14 protein-coding genes are annotated in these 15,362 nt (G+C 72.2%); 9 read left to right on the top strand and 5 right to left on the bottom strand.

From position 1 onward, the window contains the following. Nucleotides 1-102 precede the first annotated feature (102 nt). Complete coding sequence (gene miaB, locus ACWEN0_RS16470) at nt 103-1,584, top strand: tRNA (N6-isopentenyl adenosine(37)-C2)-methylthiotransferase MiaB (RefSeq protein ID WP_451973870.1); 1,482 nt, start codon at nt 103-105, stop codon at nt 1,582-1,584. Next, a complete protein-coding gene (locus ACWEN0_RS16465; protein WP_451973868.1) occupies nt 1,581-2,054 on the top strand; it encodes an Rv2732c family membrane protein in 474 nt (157 codons plus the stop codon). Before miaB ends, ACWEN0_RS16465 begins: the two co-directional genes overlap by 4 nt. Here the strand turns inward: ACWEN0_RS16465 and ACWEN0_RS16460 are convergent. Next, nucleotides 2,051-2,482 carry a hypothetical protein gene (locus ACWEN0_RS16460; RefSeq protein ID WP_451973866.1) on the bottom strand — a complete coding sequence of 144 codons (432 nt, stop codon included), beginning with the start codon at nt 2,480-2,482 and terminating at the stop codon, nt 2,051-2,053. The genes ACWEN0_RS16465 and ACWEN0_RS16460 overlap by 4 nt on opposite strands. Nucleotides 2,483-2,653: 171 nt before the next feature. Then, nucleotides 2,654-3,967, bottom strand: coding sequence for a DUF349 domain-containing protein (locus ACWEN0_RS16455; RefSeq protein ID WP_451973864.1), 1,314 nt, complete (start codon nt 3,965-3,967; stop codon nt 2,654-2,656). A 219-nt stretch (nt 3,968-4,186) separates the two neighbouring features. Between ACWEN0_RS16455 and miaA the strand changes: the two genes are divergently transcribed. Beyond that, a complete protein-coding gene (gene miaA, locus ACWEN0_RS16450) occupies nt 4,187-5,098 on the top strand; it encodes a tRNA (adenosine(37)-N6)-dimethylallyltransferase MiaA (protein ID WP_451973862.1) in 912 nt (303 codons plus the stop codon). Nucleotides 5,099-5,108: 10 nt separating this feature from the next. Further along, a complete protein-coding gene (gene dapF, locus ACWEN0_RS16445; RefSeq protein ID WP_451973860.1) occupies nt 5,109-5,936 on the top strand; it encodes a diaminopimelate epimerase in 828 nt (275 codons plus the stop codon). Nucleotides 5,937-5,952: 16 nt separating this feature from the next. Here dapF and valS read toward each other — a convergent pair whose 3' ends face one another. Both valS and ACWEN0_RS16435 read right to left on the bottom strand, forming a co-directional pair. Beyond that, the gene (valS, locus tag ACWEN0_RS16440; RefSeq protein WP_451973858.1) at nt 5,953-8,463 is read right to left on the bottom strand and encodes a valine--tRNA ligase; all 2,511 of its coding nucleotides are present in this window, start codon (nt 8,461-8,463) and stop codon (nt 5,953-5,955) included. Nucleotides 8,464-8,472: 9 nt separating this feature from the next. After that, the gene (locus tag ACWEN0_RS16435) at nt 8,473-9,726 is read right to left on the bottom strand and encodes an MFS transporter (RefSeq protein ID WP_451973856.1); all 1,254 of its coding nucleotides are present in this window, start codon (nt 9,724-9,726) and stop codon (nt 8,473-8,475) included. A gap of 61 nt (nt 9,727-9,787) precedes the next feature. On the opposite strand from ACWEN0_RS16435, the gene ACWEN0_RS16430 reads away from it, so the two are divergent. The 3 genes from ACWEN0_RS16430 to ACWEN0_RS16420 are packed head-to-tail and all read left to right on the top strand — an operon-like array spanning nt 9,788 to nt 12,834. Beyond that, on the top strand, nt 9,788-10,291 hold the full coding sequence (locus ACWEN0_RS16430; RefSeq protein WP_451973854.1) for an ArsR/SmtB family transcription factor: 504 nt from the start codon (nt 9,788-9,790) through the stop codon (nt 10,289-10,291). A gap of 42 nt (nt 10,292-10,333) precedes the next feature. After that, nucleotides 10,334-11,776 carry a GTPase HflX gene (gene hflX / locus ACWEN0_RS16425; RefSeq protein ID WP_451973852.1) on the top strand — a complete coding sequence of 481 codons (1,443 nt, stop codon included), beginning with the start codon at nt 10,334-10,336 and terminating at the stop codon, nt 11,774-11,776. A gap of 53 nt (nt 11,777-11,829) precedes the next feature. After that, the gene (locus tag ACWEN0_RS16420; RefSeq protein ID WP_451973850.1) at nt 11,830-12,834 is read left to right on the top strand and encodes a hypothetical protein; all 1,005 of its coding nucleotides are present in this window, start codon (nt 11,830-11,832) and stop codon (nt 12,832-12,834) included. Nucleotides 12,835-13,032: 198 nt separating this feature from the next. On the opposite strand, the gene lexA is transcribed toward ACWEN0_RS16420, so the two are convergent. Then, nucleotides 13,033-13,692, bottom strand: coding sequence for a transcriptional repressor LexA (gene lexA / locus ACWEN0_RS16415; protein WP_051767737.1), 660 nt, complete (start codon nt 13,690-13,692; stop codon nt 13,033-13,035). Between the two features lie 353 nt (nt 13,693-14,045). Here lexA and ACWEN0_RS16410 point away from each other — a divergent pair, with 353 nt between their 5' ends. After that, a complete protein-coding gene (locus tag ACWEN0_RS16410) occupies nt 14,046-14,513 on the top strand; it encodes a LysM peptidoglycan-binding domain-containing protein (protein WP_451973848.1) in 468 nt (155 codons plus the stop codon). 352 nt (nt 14,514-14,865) lie between these two features. After that, nucleotides 14,866-15,360 carry a transcriptional regulator NrdR gene (nrdR, locus tag ACWEN0_RS16405; RefSeq protein WP_451973846.1) on the top strand — a complete coding sequence of 165 codons (495 nt, stop codon included), beginning with the start codon at nt 14,866-14,868 and terminating at the stop codon, nt 15,358-15,360. The last annotated feature ends 2 nt before the right edge of the window (nt 15,361-15,362 follow it).

Genomic DNA, 15,362 nt, shown 5'->3' with positions numbered 1-15,362 from the left:
GAGGACGTGTGGTCGCGGAAGCCGCCTGGCGGCAGCGACGGCGGTCACGAGCGGCCGAGGCGGCGGCTTCCGCTGGTGGGGCGAGGGTTACCCTGGTGGTCGATGACCGAGAAGCAGGCACCCAGGGCGTACCAGATCCGCACCTTCGGCTGCCAGATGAACGTGCACGACTCCGAGCGGCTCGCCGGGCAGCTCGAGGACGCCGGGTACGCCCCGGTGCGGGAGGGCGCCAAGCCCGACCTGATCGTGTTCAACACCTGCGCCGTCCGGGAGAACGCGGACAACAAGCTCTACGGCACCCTCGGGCACCTGCGGCCGGACAAGGTCGCGAACCCGGACCTGCAGATCGCCGTCGGCGGGTGCCTCGCCCAGAAGGACCGCGGGGAGATCGTCAAGCGTGCGCCCTGGGTGGACGTCGTCTTCGGGACGCACAACATCGGGTCGCTGCCCACCCTGCTCGAGCGCGCCCGGCACAACGCCGAGGCCGAGGTCGAGATCCTCGAATCCCTCGAGACCTTCCCTTCGACGCTGCCCGCGCGACGCGAATCGTCCTATGCGAGCTGGGTGTCCGTTTCGGTCGGGTGCAACAACACCTGCACCTTCTGCATCGTCCCCGCCCTGCGCGGCAAGGAACGCGACCGGCGGCCCGGCGAGATCCTCGCCGAGGTCGAGGCGCTCGTCGCCGAGGGCGTGCTCGAAGTCACCCTGCTCGGCCAGAACGTGAACTCCTACGGCGTCGAGTTCGGTGACCGGCTGGCGTTCGGGAAGCTGCTGCGGGCGACCGGGGGCATCGACGGCCTCGAGCGCGTGCGCTTCACTTCGCCGCACCCGGCCGCCTTCACCTCCGACGTCATCGAAGCCATGGCCGAGACGCCGAACGTCTGCCACCAGTTGCACATGCCGCTGCAGTCCGGTTCCGACCGCGTGCTGCGCGAGATGAAGCGCTCCTACCGCTCGGCGCGCTTCCTGAAGATCCTCGACGAGGTCCGCGCGGCGATGCCGGACGCGGCCATCACCACCGACATCATCGTCGGCTTCCCCGGCGAGACCGAGGAGGACTTCCAGGCCACGCTCGACGTCGTCGAGCAGGCCCGGTTCTCCAGCGCCTTCACCTTCCAGTACTCGATCCGCCCGGGCACGCCGGCCGCGACGATGCCGGACCAGCTGCCCAAGGCGGTCGTGCAGGAGCGCTACGACCGGCTGGTCGAGCTGCAGAACGCGATCTCCTGGGAAGAGAACAAGAAGATCGTCGGCCGGAAGGTCGAGCTGCTCGTCGCCGAGGGCGAAGGCCGCAAGGACGCCGAGACGCAGCGGATGAGCGGCCGCGCCCGTGACGGCCGCCTGGTGCACTTCGCCCCGGGCGACGCGCAGGTTCGCCCCGGCGACGTCGTCGAGACGGTCGTGACCTACGGCGCGCCGCACCACCTGGTGGCCGACGGCGACCTGCTGTCGCACCGGCGGACGCGGGCCGGGGACAACGCGGAGGCCGGGCTGCGGCCGAAGACGAGCGGCGTCACGCTGGGCCTGCCGGGGTTCGGTGCCCCGGCCGCCCGGCCCGAGCCGGTGAGTGGGTGTGCGCTGTGACGGAGTCCAAGGGCAACGGGGAGCTGGCCGAGCTGGCCGCCGAGATCGACGAGGTGGGCCAGCACGCGTCCCGGACGGTGGAGCTGGGCCGGCGCGGGTTCACCATCGCCGTGTTTTCGTTCGTGCTGCTGGTCTGCCTGCTCCTGCCGTGGGTCGGCGAGCACGCGGGCTGGCAGGTGCTGGCCGGCGAGGGCGGCGGCATCCCGCAGCTGTTCGCGGCGACGTCGACCGGGGTCGGCATCCTCGCCTCGGCGCTGGCGCTGGTGACGCGCCGGTGGTGGCTGGCCTGGGTGTGCGCCGCCGGCGGCTGGTTCGCCTCGGTGGACGGGCTGCTGGCCATCTGGTCGCAGCAGTCGTCGCACGCCAGCGGAGCCGCGGGCGGCGGACCCGGGATCGGCTTGATCATCGCCTGGATCGCGATGATCTGCCTCGCGGTGCAGTGGATGCGGACGGCGTTCTCGCGGTCCTAGATCACCACGAGACCGATGACGCTCGAAACCGCGCTGACGTAGAGATCGGTCTCCGGGTGGTAGACCCGCAGCGACAGGCTGGCCCGGACGCTGAAGCTCAGGCTGAACACGAAGTTCCCGTTCGGCCGGCAGGTGCCCGTGGTCAGGTCCACCCAGACGCCGGCCTGCAGCTGCTGGACGATCACCGGCTCGCCGCCGGCGATGCTCTCCTGCCCGCCGAGGTCGGCGAAGGAGCCCTTGATCTTCGTCTGTTCGCCGACCTTGACGCGGGTCTTGTCGGCCTTGGCGTCGACCTTGGCCTGGTGCTTCTTGTGCCCCTGGACGGCGGCCGGGGCCGGGCCACCCGCCGCCAGCGCGACGGTCGGGACGGCGAGGGCGACGGTGCAGGCTACGACCAGTGCGGACACGAGGTTCGATGTTCTGCTCATGATCGAAGTGGAGCACCGCGGGGCGCGGAAAGCGCCGGAAGACCCCCGGCCGTGCAGCCCGTCACACCGCTTCGGGTGATGCGTTAACCCTCCGCTTACCGAGCCGGAAAGCCGTGAAGGCCGCATCGAGGGACTCCGAGTCCCTCGATGCGGCCTCCACGGACTCGGGGCTCAGCGGTCGGCGACCGCGGCCTCGGCGGCCTGCAGCCACTCACGCCACTGCGCGGCCTGCTCGTCGGCCTTCTTGGCGCGACGCTCGTCGCCGGCCGCTCGCGCCTTCTCGGCCTGGGCCTCGAACTGCTCGACGCGCTCGCGGAACTGCGCGGCCCGGGCCTGGGCCTCCGGGTCGGTGCGGCGCCAGCGGGTGTCCTCGGCCGACTTCACGCCGTCCTGGACCGCCTTGAGCCGGCCGTCGAGCTCGCGGATCCGCTCGCGGGGGACCTTGCCGATCTCGTCCCACTGCTCCTGGATGCGCCGCAGCGCGCCCTTCGCCGCCTCGAGGTTCGACGCCGCGTCGATCTTCTCGGCCTCGATCAGCAGCTCTTCCTTGCGGGCCGCGTTCTGCGCGAACTCCGCGTCGCGCTCGGAGAACACCGCGGACCGGCGGGCGAAGAACTTGTCCTGCGCCGCGCGGAACCGCTGCCAGAGCGCCTCGTCGCTGTCCTTCGGCGCGCGGCCGGCGGCCTTCCACTCGGTCATCAGGTCCTTGTAGCGCCCGGCCGTCTCGCCCCAGTCGTCGGACTCGCTGATCGCCTCGGCTTCGGCGATGAGCTCCTCCTTGCGCTGCTTCGCCGCGGCGCGCTGCTTGTCCAGCTCGGCGAAGTGCGACCCGCGGCGGCGGTTGAACGCCTCACGGGCTTTCGAGAACCGCTTCCACAGCTCGTCGTCGGTCTTGCGGTCGACGCCCTTGACCGTCTTCCACTCGTCGAGGATCGCGCGCAGCCGGTCGCCCGCCGCCTTCCACTGGGTGGAGTCGGCGGCGATCTTCTCGGCTTCTTCGGCCAGCTCCTGCTTCCGGGCGACGGCGGCCGCGCGGGCCTCCTCACGCTCGGCCTTCGCGCTGGCCAGCGCCTTCTCGGCGTGCCCGATGACGTACTCCAGCCGCGCGGCGAGCGCGGCCAGGTCGCCGACCAGGGCGGCCTCGGCCAGCCCGTCGCGCAGCTGCGTGGCGCTCGACAGCGCGTGCTTCGGGTCGCCCGCGCCGGAGACCAGCCGGGTCTCGAGCAGCTCGACTTCGGTGCGCACGTCGTCGAAGCGGCGGGCGTAGTGCACCAGGCCCTCGTCGGGGCTGCCTGCCTGCCAGACGCCGACCGCGCGTTCACCCTCGGCGGTGATGACGTAGACGGTGCCCTCGTCGTCGATCCGGCCCCAGGTGGACGGGGTGGGCTCGGCGGGCGGCACGGGCGGGGCGGCGTGCCCGGCGTGCAGCGCGTGCGGCACCGGGTGCGGGGCCGGGGTACCGGTGGAAGTGTTCTCCTGGGCCATCGCAGGCTCCTTATCGCCTGTACGCCCGCTCGCGCGGGCGCCCCGCCGCGGAAGCGGGGCCGGGTAATGCGGTCGTCACGGGCCGTGCTCGGATGCTACGGCCCCCACGCGGCATTCAAGCAGCTCAGCGCGCACCGTGGTACCGGATGAGCCACTCGAAGCACGTGATCCTACTTCCGGTGGACGCTCCGTGGCGGCCCGCCGGTATCGTCAGCCGCCGTGAACAGCTCCGTCGTCCCGCTCGCGGTGGTCGGGCCGACGGCCACCGGCAAGACCGCGCTCGCCGTCGACCTGGCCCTGGAGCTGGGCGGTGAGGTGGTCAACGCCGACGCCCTGCAGCTCTACCGGGGGATGGACATCGGCACGGCGAAGGCCACCGCCGAGGAGCGCCGCGGCGTCCCGCACCACCTGCTCGACGTCCTGGACGTCACCGAAACGGCGTCCGTCGCGGCCTACCAGCGCGAGGCGCGCGCCGAGATCGAGCGGATCCTGGCCGCCGGCCGGGTCCCGGTGCTGGCCGGCGGGTCCGGCCTCTACGTCCAGGCCGTGCTCGACGACCTGCGCTTCCCCGGCACGGACCCGGCCGTCCGGGCCCGGCTGGACGCGGAGGCCGAGCAGCTCGGCACGCCCGCGTTGTACACCCGGCTGGGTGAACGCGACCCGGCCGCGGCGGCGGCGATCCTGCCGACCAACACCCGGCGGATCGTGCGTGCCCTCGAAGTCATCGAGATCACCGGCGAGCCGTTCTCGGCGAACCTGCCCGAGCCGGGCCCGGCCCGGTACGGCACCGTCGTGGTCGGCGTCGACCGCGATCCCGCCGAGCTCGACGAGCGCGTCGACGAGCGCGTCCGGCGGATGTTCGCCGCCGGGCTGGTCGACGAGGTCCGCGCGCTGGTGCAAGCGGGCCTGCGCGACGGGAAGACGGCGTCCCGGGCGCTCGGCTACCAGCAGGTGCTCGCCGAGCTGGACGGCGAAGGCGACTTCGACGCGGCCGCCGCGGCGACGGCGCAGGCGACGCGGCGCTTCGTCCGGAAGCAACGGTCCTGGTTCAAGCGCGACAAGCGGATCCACTGGTTCGACGGCGCCGGGCCGGGGCTGGCCGAGCGCGTCCTGGATACCCTGGGCCGGTAATCTTGCCCCCATGGGCGGAATCGAGTTCCTCAAGGGGCACGGCACGCAGAACGACTTCGTGCTGCTCCCCGACGCGGCGGGCCGCCTCGAGCTGACCGAGGCGAGGGTCGCCGCGCTGTGCGACCGCCGCCGCGGCCTCGGGGCCGACGGCGTGCTGCGCGTCGTCCGCGCCGCCGAGCTCGACCTGCCGTCCGCGGGCGAGTGGTTCATGGACTACCGCAACGCCGACGGCTCGATCGCGGAGATGTGCGGCAACGGCGTGCGGGTCTTCGCCCGCCACCTCGTCGACTCCGGCCTGGCGACCGAGGGCGAGTTCGTCGTCGGCACCCGCGCGGGCGACCGCCCGGTGGTGGTGCACCCGGACCGCTCGGTGACCGTCCACATGGGACCGGCGACGATCACCGGCACGTCGGTCACGGTGGTGGCCGGCCGTCCGTTCTCCGGCGTGGCGGTCGACGTCGGCAACCCGCACCTGGTGTCGGTGCTCGACGACGACGTCGCGGACCTCGACCTGCGCGACCAGCCCGACTTCGACCACGACGTGTTCCCGCACGGGGTCAACCTCGAGTTCGTCAACCGGCTCGGCGAAGGCGCGCTGCGGATGCGCGTGCACGAGCGCGGCGTTGGGGAGACCCGGGCCTGCGGCACGGGCACGGTCGCCGCGGTGGCGGCGGCGGTCCACCTGGCGGGCACGGACACCGGCGCGGCCACGGTCGACATCCCGGGCGGCCGCGTTTCGGTGACGGTGTCGCGCGGCGCGTCGACGCTGTCGGGCCCGGCGGAGATCGTGGCCCGCGGCGAGATCGACGAAGCCTGGTGGGCCGCCGCCGGTTCCTGACGGCGGCCCGGCGGCGTCAGATCTTCGCGTCCACCGCGAACTCGCCTTCGCGCGTTTCCACGGACCCGATCGCGCCCGCGACCCGGATGTCCGCCTGGATGCCGGCGAAGCGAGCCAGTACTTCGGCCGGGCCGGTCAGCGTGAGCGTCTCCACCGGGGTGCGCATCGACACCTTCGCGTCCGTCTTCGCCCGGCGCACCGCCGCGATCACGTCGCTCGCCAGGGACAGCAGCTCCGGGTCGCCTTCGGCGGTGAGCGAAGGCCAGGAAGCCCGGTGCACCGAGCCTTCCCGCCACCACGACCAGACCTCCTCGGTCGCGAACGGCAGGAACGGCGCGAACAGCCGCAGCACCGCCGACAGCGCCGTCACCAGCGCGGCCTGCGCGGACGCCGCGGCCTCCGGGCCGAGGTCGCCGTACGCGCGGCCCTTCACCAGCTCCACGTAGTCGTCGCAGAACGTCCAGAAGAACGTCTCGGTCACCTGCAACGCCCGCGCGTAGTCCAGTGCCTCCAACGCCGCGGTCGCCGAGGAAACCACCGAAGACAGCCCAGCCAGCAGCGCCCGGTCGAGGGGCTCGGTCGCGACCGCGTCCGGAGAAGGCACGCCGAGGCCCAGCACGAACCGGCTCGCGTTGAGCAGCTTCGTCGCCAGGCGGCGGCCGACCTTCATCTGGCCTTCGTCCACCGCCGTGTCGACGCCCGGGCGCGCGCTCGCCGCCCAGTAGCGGACCGCGTCGGAGCCGAAGCGCTCCAGCAGGTCGACCGGCGTCGTCACGTTGCCCTTGGACTTCGACATCTTCTTGCGGTCGGGGTCCAGCACCCAGCCCGCGATCGACGTCTCGCGCCACGGCAGCACGCCGTGCTCCAGCTCCGCCCGCACCGCCGTCGAAAACAGCCAGGTGCGGATGATCTCGTGCGCCTGCGGCCGCAGGTCCATCGGGAACACGCGGGCGAACAGGTCGTCGTCGAGGGTCCAGCGGCCGACGATCTGCGGCGTCAGCGAAGACGTCGCCCAGGTGTCCATCACGTCGGCTTCCGCGACGAACCCGCCGGGCACGCCGCGCTGGTCCTCGGTGAAGCCGGGCGGGACGTCGCTGCTCGGGTCGACCGGCAGGTCCTCCGGCAGCAGGCGCGCGTCGTGGTCGGGCTCGCCGTTCGCGTCGAGCCGGTACCACAACGGGATCGGCACGCCGAAGAACCGCTGACGGCTGACCAGCCAGTCGCCGGCCAGGTTCTCGACCCACGACGAGTACCGGACGCGCATGTGCTTCGGCACCCAGTTCAGTTCCTCGCCCCGGGCCAGCATCTTCTCCCGGAACGCCTCGTCGTTGCCGCCGTTGCGCAGGTACCACTGGCGGCTCGCGACGATCTCCAGCGGCTTGTCGCCTTTCTCGTAGAACTTCACCGAGTGCGTGATCGGCCGCGGTTCTCCCCGCAGGGCACCGGCTTCGCGCAGCAGGCGCACCACGATCTCGCGTCCGGTGTGGACGGTCTTGCCGGCCAGCGGCGCATAGGCCCCGGCCGGGACGTCGTGCGGCGCGTCGGGCAGGAACCGGCCGTCGCGCCCGAGCACGACCCGCGTCGCCAGCCGCAGTTCACGCCACCACGTGACGTCGGTCGTGTCGCCGAACGTGCACACCATCGCGATGCCGCGGCCCTTCTCCGGGTCCGCGAGGTGGTGCGCCACGACGGGCACCTCGACGCCGAACACCGGGGTGCGCACGGTTTTCCCGAACAGCGGCCGGAACCGCTCGTCGTCCGGGTGGGCCACCAGGGCGACGCACGCGGGCAGCAGCTCCGGCCGGGTCGTCGCGATCACGACGTCGGCGCCGTCGGGGCCGGTGAACGCGAGGTCGTGGAACGCGCCCGGGCGTTCGCGGTCCTCCAGCTCGGCCTGGGCCACCGCCGTGCGGAACGTGACGTCCCACAGCGTCGGCGCTTCGGCCTGGTAGGCCTCGCCGCGGGCCAGGTTCTTCAGGAACGCGCGCTGCGAGATCAGCCGCGAGTCGTGCCCGATCGTCTGGTAGGTCATCGTCCAGTCGACCGAAAGGCCGAGGCGCCGCCACAGCTCTTCGAAGACCTGCTCGTCGGTTTCGGTCAGCGTTTCGCACAGCTCGACGAAGTTGCGCCGCGAAATCGAGACCACGTCCTTGCCCGGCTTCTCCGGGGCGCGGAAGGCCGGGTCGTAGGGCAGCGACGGGTCGCAGCGGACGCCGAAGTGGTTCTGCACGCGACGTTCGGTCGGCAGGCCGTTGTCGTCCCACCCCATCGGGTAGAACACCTCGAGCCCGCGCATCCGCTTGAACCGCGCGAGGACGTCCGTGTGGGTGTAGGAGAACACGTGCCCGATGTGCAGCGACCCGCTGACCGTCGGCGGCGGCGTGTCGATCGAGTAGATCTCTTCACGCGTCTTCGTGCGGTCGAAGCGGTAGGCGCCGGTGGATTCCCATACGGGTACCCACTTGGCCTCCAGACCGTCGACACCGACCTTGTCCGGGACCTGGGGGCGTTGGTATGGGGTACTCATGAAGCAACTCTAGGCGGCGCTGGAACCGCTTTTCGCCGTGGTCGGCAGATCGCGCATGCGCCGCAACGGCGAGCACAGCACCCACAGCACGGCGGCGGCCTCGCCGGCCACGGCGACCCACACCGCGTCACGCAGCCCGAGCCACTCGCCCAGCGCGCCACCGAGCAGGCCGCCGAGCGGGATGGTGCCCCAGACGACGAACCGCACGCTCGCGTTCATCCGGCCGAGCAGCCGGTCCGGGCAGATCGCCTGGCGGTAGGAAACCTGGGCGATGTTGTAGACGATGATCCCGAAGCCGCTGACGACCAGGCCGAGCCCGGCGAGCACGGTCCGCCAGCCGGGTGCGGCCAGCGGCACCAGCAGGCTCGCCGGCATGGTGACCAGGGGGAGCAGCCAGATCGCGCGCGCCTGGCCGATCCGCCGGGTGATCCCGCCCGCGCAGAGCGCGCCCGCGATCCCGCCCGCGCCGCCGGCCGCCAGCAGCACGCCGATCGCGGCCGGCGGCAGCCCGACCGTCCGCGTCAGGAACAGCACCTGCACCGCGTTCAGCGCGGCGCCGAACAGGTTGGCCGTCGCCGTGCACCCGACGATCGCGCGCAACGGCCGGTCCGAGAACACGAACCGCAGCCCCTCGGCGATCTGCGGGAGCAGCCGGGCGTGGCCCCCGCGCACGGGCTCGGGCTCGGCCGCGCGGATGCGCAGCAGGCACAACGCCGACGTGAGGAAGCCGAAGCCGGTGACGAGCACGGTGTTCGCCGCGGTGATGAGCTGGACCAGCACGCCGGCCGCGCTCGGCCCGGCGATCTGCGCGGTCGACTGGACGGCCTGCAGCTTCGCGTTGCCTTCCAGCAGGTGCTCCCGGCCGACGAGCGAGGGCAGGTACGACTGGTAGGCGACGTCGAAGAACAGCGTCGCGATGCCGACGAGCAGGACGACCACCAGCAGCTGGGCCAGCGTCAGCACCCCGGCCCACCAGGCGACCGGCACGCTCAGCAGCAGCGCGAAGCGGGTGAAGTCGGCGGTGAGCATCACCCGGCGGCGGCTCAGCCGGTCGACCCACACGCCGGCGGGCAGCCCGAGCAGCAGGAACGCCAATGTCTCGGCCGCGGTGAGCAGGCCCATCTCGAACGGCGTCGCGGCCAGTGTCACGGCGGCGAGCAGCGGGACGGCGGTGTTGCCGACGAACGTGCCGAACTGGCTGGCCGTGTCGCCGGCCCACAGCCGCCTGAAGTCGGCGTGGCGGAAGAGGGACCCCCTGGGCATGCCCCGAGTGTGGCGTGAGTGATTGGAAAGCGTCAATCACTTTTCGCTCTAGGCTGAGCGCGTGCTCCCCGCAGAACGACGCGCCGCGACCGAAGCCGAGGCCGCCGCGCTGGCCTCCGGAATACGGCTGCGCATCATCCGGTTGACCTTCTCGGAGGCGCTCACGAACAAGGAGCTCGCCGAGCGGCTGGGCCGCGACCCGGCGACGACACTGCACCACGTGCGCCGGCTCGTCGAGACCGGTTTCCTGGCCGCGCAGCCGCCGCGGCGCGGCGCGCGGGGCGCCAAGGAAATTCCGTATCTTTCGACCGGTCTTTCCTGGACACTCGACTCATGCGGTGACAAGGACGTGGAACAGGCGGTGCTCGAGGCCTATCTGGCCGAGATCGCCGAAACCGGATTCGAGGGCGTGCACCAGTCACGCCTGGTCGTCCAGGTGGCCCCCGAGGAGCGAGCGGAGCTGGAAACCCGGCTCAACGCCCTGCTCGAGGAGTTCCGCGCGCGCCCGCGCCGTCCCGGCGCCGAGCGCACCGCGATCTACCTCGCCACCTATCCCAGCACGTAAAAGTTCGGTTCCCGCGGCGAATCGTGGGACCATGGAGGCACGATGACAGAACTGACACACACCGAAGACCACGACGACGACCTGTACGACCCTTCGACGGGCGAGATGGAGCTCGAGGACCGGGCTTCGCTGCGCCGGGTCGCGGGACTGTCCACCGAGCTCGAGGACGTCACCGAGGTCGAGTACCGGCAACTGCGGCTCGAACGCGTCGTGCTGGTCGGCGTGTGGACCGAGGGCACGGCCCTGCAGTCCGAGGCGTCGCTGGCCGAGCTGGCGCGCCTGGCCGAGACGGCGGGCTCGGAAGTCCTCGAAGGTCTCATCCAGCGGCGTCCGAAGCCGGACCCGGCCACCTACATCGGCTCGGGCAAGGTCAAGGAGCTGCGGGACATCGTCGGCTCCACCGGCGCCGACACGGTGATCTGCGACGGCGAGCTCTCGCCGGGCCAGCTGCGGCAGCTCGAGGAGAAGGTCAAGGTCAAGGTCATCGACCGGACCGCCCTGATCCTCGACATCTTCGCCCAGCACGCCCGGTCCAAGGAGGGCAAGGCGCAGGTCGAGCTGGCCCAGCTGCAGTACCTGATCCCGCGGCTGCGCGGGTGGGGTGCGTCGCTGTCCCGGCAGGCCGGTGGGCGCGCCGGCGGCGCGAACGGCGGCGTCGGCCTGCGTGGTCCCGGTGAGACCAAGCTCGAGACCGACCGGCGGCGGATCAACAAGCGCGTGGCGAAGCTGCGCCGTGAGATCGCCGCCATGGACACCATCCGCGAGACCAAGCGCGGGCGGCGGCTGGCCAACGAGGTGCCCAGCGTGGCGATCGTCGGCTACACCAACGCCGGCAAGTCGAGCCTGCTCAACGCGCTGACCGGGGCCGGGGTGCTGGTGGAGGACGCGCTGTTCGCCACCCTCGACCCGACCACGCGGCGCGCGCAGACCGCGGACGGCCGCGGCTACACGCTGACCGACACCGTCGGCTTCGTGCGGCACCTGCCGCACCAGCTGGTGGACGCGTTCCGCTCGACGCTGGAGGAGGCCGCGGACGCGGACCTGCTGCTGCACGTGGTGGACGGGTCCGACCCGGCGCCGGAGGAGCAGGTCAGCGCCGTGCGCGAGGTGCTCGGCGAGATCACCCGCAAGCGCAAGGAGCCGCTCCCGCCGGAGCTGCTGGTGATCAACAAGACCGACGCGTCCGACGAGGTCAGCCTCGCCCGGCTGCGGCACGCGCTGACCGGGTCCGTCCAGGTCTCGGCGCGGACCGGGGCGGGCATCGCGGAGCTCGTCGAGGTGATCGCCGACCGCCTGCCGCGGCCGGAGGTCACGGTCGACGTCCTCGTGCCCTACTCGCGCGGCGAGCTGGTCGCGCGGGCGCACGCGGACGGCGAGGTGCTCGAAGAGGAGCACGCCGAAGACGGCACGCGCCTGCTGGTGCGGGTCCGTCCGGACCTCGCCGCGGCTTTGCGGGACTACGAGACCAACTCGACCAGGGCCTGAGACGTCTCCGTAGTGTGCTTTCCGGGTGGATCGCACACTACGGAGGTGGCTGGGTGCGCTGGGTGGTCGCGGTCGCGGCGGTTTCGCTGGCCCTGGTGAGCGGGCCTGTCCCAGCGTCGGCGGCGCCGGCTCCGGAGCCGCTGTGCACGGTCAAGGACTCGCGCCTCAACGAGCTTTCCGGCCTGGTCTCCGACGGCTCGAAGCTGTACGCGATCAACGACGGCGGCGCGAAGGTCCAGGTGTTCGTCCTGGGCCGCGACTGCAGGGTCCAGCAGGTCCTGACGGATCGGACGGACCCGTTCGACGTCGAGGACCTGGCCCGGACCCCGGACGGCACGCTGTGGCTGTCCGACACGGGCGACAACCAGAAGGGCCGGCTGACGGTCGCCCTGCTGGAGATGAGCCCGCAGGGCAAGGTGACGCTGCACCGGCTGACCTACCCGGACGGCCAGCACGACACCGAGGCGCTGCTGATGGACAAGTCCGGCACGCCGTACCTGATCACCAAGGACATCCTCGGCGAGGCTCGCGTCTACCGGCCGTCCGGGCCGTTGGCGAGCCCCGGGCCGACCAACCTGGAGAAGGTCGGCTCGCTGAAGATCAAGGAGACCGACACCCCGGGCGGCCCGGTGGGTTCGCTCGGCTCGGTCCTGGTGACGGGTGCGGCTTCGACGGCCGACGGCAGCGTGGTGGCGCTGCGGACGTACACGGACGCGTACTTGTACCCGGTCCCGGACGGCGACGTCCTGGCGTCGCTGCACCAGACCCCCGTTCGCATCCCCCTCCCGGGGGAAAAGCAGGGCGAGGCGATCGCGTTCGACCCGGACGGCACGCTGTTGTCGGGAAGCGAAGGGGTGGGCGAGCCGATCCGCGCGGTCAAGGGCGCGGCGGCGTCCGCTCCCGCGGCGTCTTCGGCCGGCAAGCCGGACACGGCATCGGGTGGCGTGTCCGCTTCGGACGGTGGGGGAGTACCGCTCCTGCCCGCGGCGGGCATCACCGTGGCCGTGGTCGGGCTCGGGTGGTTCGGCTTCAGCCGCCTGCGACGGCGCCGGGGCTGACGGCCGGGCGCCGCGCGAGCCCGCACCGTCCACATGCGACCGCGTCACCGCGGGTGCGGGGCGCGCAGGCCGAAGCCGCGCGCTCCGGCGCACCCGCGAGGATCATCCGATCGGGGTGGGGGAGGGACCGGGCTTCCCGTCCGCCCACCACCGGTACCGGCGACCGGTTCTGCCCCCAGATCCGGCCGCCGGCGGGGATCAGAGCCGCCGCAGCACCGCCACGACCTTGCCGAGCACCGTCGCGTCGTCGCCGGGGATCGGCTCGTACGCCTCGTTGTGCGGCATCAGCCAGATGTGGCCGCCCTTGCGCTTGAACGTCTTGACCGTGGCCTCGCCGTCGATCATCGCCGCGACGATCTCGCCGTTGTCCGCGTCCGGCTGCTGCCGGACCACGACCCAGTCGCCGTCGGTGATGGCCGCGTCGACCATCGAGTCGCCGGTGACCTTCAGCAGGAACAGCTCGCCCTCGCCGACGATCTCCCGCGGCAGCGGGAACACGTCCTCGATGGCCTGCTCGGCCAGCACCGGGCCACCGGCGGCGATCCGGCCGACCAGCGGCACGTACGCCGCCTTCGGCATCGACGGCGGCTGGTCCATCTCGATGCCCATGGGGTTGTCGTCGGTCGCCGACAGGACGCCGACCGCGCGCGGGCGGTTCGCGTCGCGCCGCAGGTACCCCTTGCGCTGCAGGGCGCGCAGCTGGTGCGACACCGACGACGTCGACGTCAGCCCGACCGCCTCGCCGATTTCGCGGACGCTCGGCGGGTAGCCGTAGCGGCTGACCCAGGTGCGGATCACGTCGAGCACCTGCTGCTGGCGGACGGTGAGGGTCTCGTCCACGTCGTACACCTCGGGCATGGAGTGCACCTGACCCCCGGGGGACCCACTGGTCCTGCCCGCCTTGTTCTCCTTCGCCACTGCGTCGCCTCCCAGACGTTCGCTGCACGTATCGCGCGCCGGCCGCCGCCCGCCGGGTGCGGGCAGCCTCGCCGGCGGCATCTGCCCGGCAGATGCCCTGGTCACCGACGTTAGCCCCCGGGCACGACGATTTCAAACATCTGTTCGATCGACACGCCGTGTCCGCTCGATTTTGTCGGTGGTAGGTGGTAGACCTTCGCACGGGCGTTCGATAGAACGCCTGTTCGACCTTGATCCACGGGCCGGCACCGGCCCAGGAAACGGGCGGACACCAGGGTTTCGAGGAGGTTCGGATGTCCATTCTGGCCGAACGCGAGCACGCTCGCCCGGCGACCCCGGTCCCGGCGCACCCCGGCCCCGTGCGCGTGACGCGCGGGCGCCGCGGGGAGATCCAGCGCCCGCCGACACGCGCACGGGTCGTCGCTGGCCGCCGCCCGGCCGGCGCGCCCTGCGCGGCGCCGAGGCGGGTGCCGGTCCGGTGGCCGTGGCTGGCCGCGCTGGCCGTCGCGAGCTGCCTCGTGGTCGTCGGGCTGGGCCTGCTCGGCGGGGGCTCCGCGAGCGCCCCGGTGCCCGAGCGCACCGCGACGGTGTCGGTCGGCCAGGGCGACACGCTGTCTTCACTGGCCGCGCGGTTCGCGCCGGAGAGCGACGCGAGCGCGGTCGTCGCCCGGATCAAGGAGCTCAACCGCCTCGACGACGCGGTGCTGGTGCCCGGGCTGCCGCTGACCGTCCCGGTCGACGGCGCCGTTCCCGCGCCGTGAAGATCACCCGCTCCGGTGAACCTGCCACTGGGCCGGACCGGTGAACGCCAGCGTCGCCGCGGGATGGCCCGTCCGCCCCTCACCCGGGCGGGGTCGACCACGGCCGTGCCGCTTGCGCACACCTCCGCCGAGTTCTACGCTCGCCCGCTATATGTAGTAGTTACACCGCTGTAGTTGGTCCACAGGTTGGGGTAGACTGGGCAGCAGTTGTCCACAGCTGGTCGGCCTTTACCCACCGGATGTCCACAAAACGATCACCAGGTGCAGGGGTGCCGGGTGCTCGACCGGCCGCGCGTGGCGGCCGGGGGACGTCGACCGGGGCGGCCGGCGCGGAGGGGAAGGTGATCGGCGGATGAGGTGCCCGTTCTGCCGGCATGCGGACTCTCGGGTCGTCGACTCCCGAGAGGTGGATGAAGGCCAGGCGATCCGCAGGCGGCGCTCGTGCGCGTCGTGCGGACGGCGGTTCACGACTTCGGAGACGATGGTGCTCGCCGTCGTCAAGCGGTCCGGGGTCACCGAACAGTTCAGCAGGGACAAGGTGGTGAGCGGCGTCCGCCGCGCCTGCCAGGGCAGGCCGGTCGACGACGACGCGTTGCAGCAGCTCGCGCAGCGCGTGGAGGAGTCGATCCGCTCCGCCGGGCTGGCGGAGATCCCGAGTCACGAGGTCGGCCTGGCGATCCTGGGCCCGCTGCGTGAGCTCGACGGGGTCGCCTACCTCCGGTTCGCCAGCGTCTACCGCTCGTTCTCCTCGGTCGAGGACTTCGAGAAGGAGATCGCCGATCTTCGTGAGGCCATGGCGGGTTCTGCTGCTCCGGAGGAGAGCGATCAGCGCGAAGACGGCAACTGACC

Source organism: Amycolatopsis sp. NPDC004378 (assembly GCF_053602455.1).
The sequence above is the reverse complement of the archived record's forward strand: the minus strand, read 5'-3'. Positions and strand labels throughout refer to the sequence as shown.

Bases quoted from the DNA above. Each gene is read 5' to 3' on its own strand.
- ACWEN0_RS16460 (WP_451973866.1), bottom strand. From the start codon at position 2,482: ATGAGCAGAACATCGAACCTCGTGTCCGCACTGGTCGTAGCCTGCACC.
- ACWEN0_RS16435 (WP_451973856.1), bottom strand. From the start codon at position 9,726: ATGCCCAGGGGGTCCCTCTTCCGCCACGCCGACTTCAGGCGGCTGTGG.
- dapF (WP_451973860.1), top strand. From the start codon at position 5,109: ATGGGCGGAATCGAGTTCCTCAAGGGGCACGGCACGCAGAACGACTTC.
- valS (WP_451973858.1), bottom strand. From the start codon at position 8,463: ATGAGTACCCCATACCAACGCCCCCAGGTCCCGGACAAGGTCGGTGTC.
- nrdR (WP_451973846.1), top strand. From the start codon at position 14,866: ATGAGGTGCCCGTTCTGCCGGCATGCGGACTCTCGGGTCGTCGACTCC.
- ACWEN0_RS16410 (WP_451973848.1), top strand. From the start codon at position 14,046: ATGTCCATTCTGGCCGAACGCGAGCACGCTCGCCCGGCGACCCCGGTC.
- miaB (WP_451973870.1), top strand. From the start codon at position 103: ATGACCGAGAAGCAGGCACCCAGGGCGTACCAGATCCGCACCTTCGGC.
- lexA (WP_051767737.1), bottom strand. From the start codon at position 13,692: ATGCCCGAGGTGTACGACGTGGACGAGACCCTCACCGTCCGCCAGCAG.
- ACWEN0_RS16455 (WP_451973864.1), bottom strand. From the start codon at position 3,967: ATGGCCCAGGAGAACACTTCCACCGGTACCCCGGCCCCGCACCCGGTG.
- hflX (WP_451973852.1), top strand. From the start codon at position 10,334: ATGACAGAACTGACACACACCGAAGACCACGACGACGACCTGTACGAC.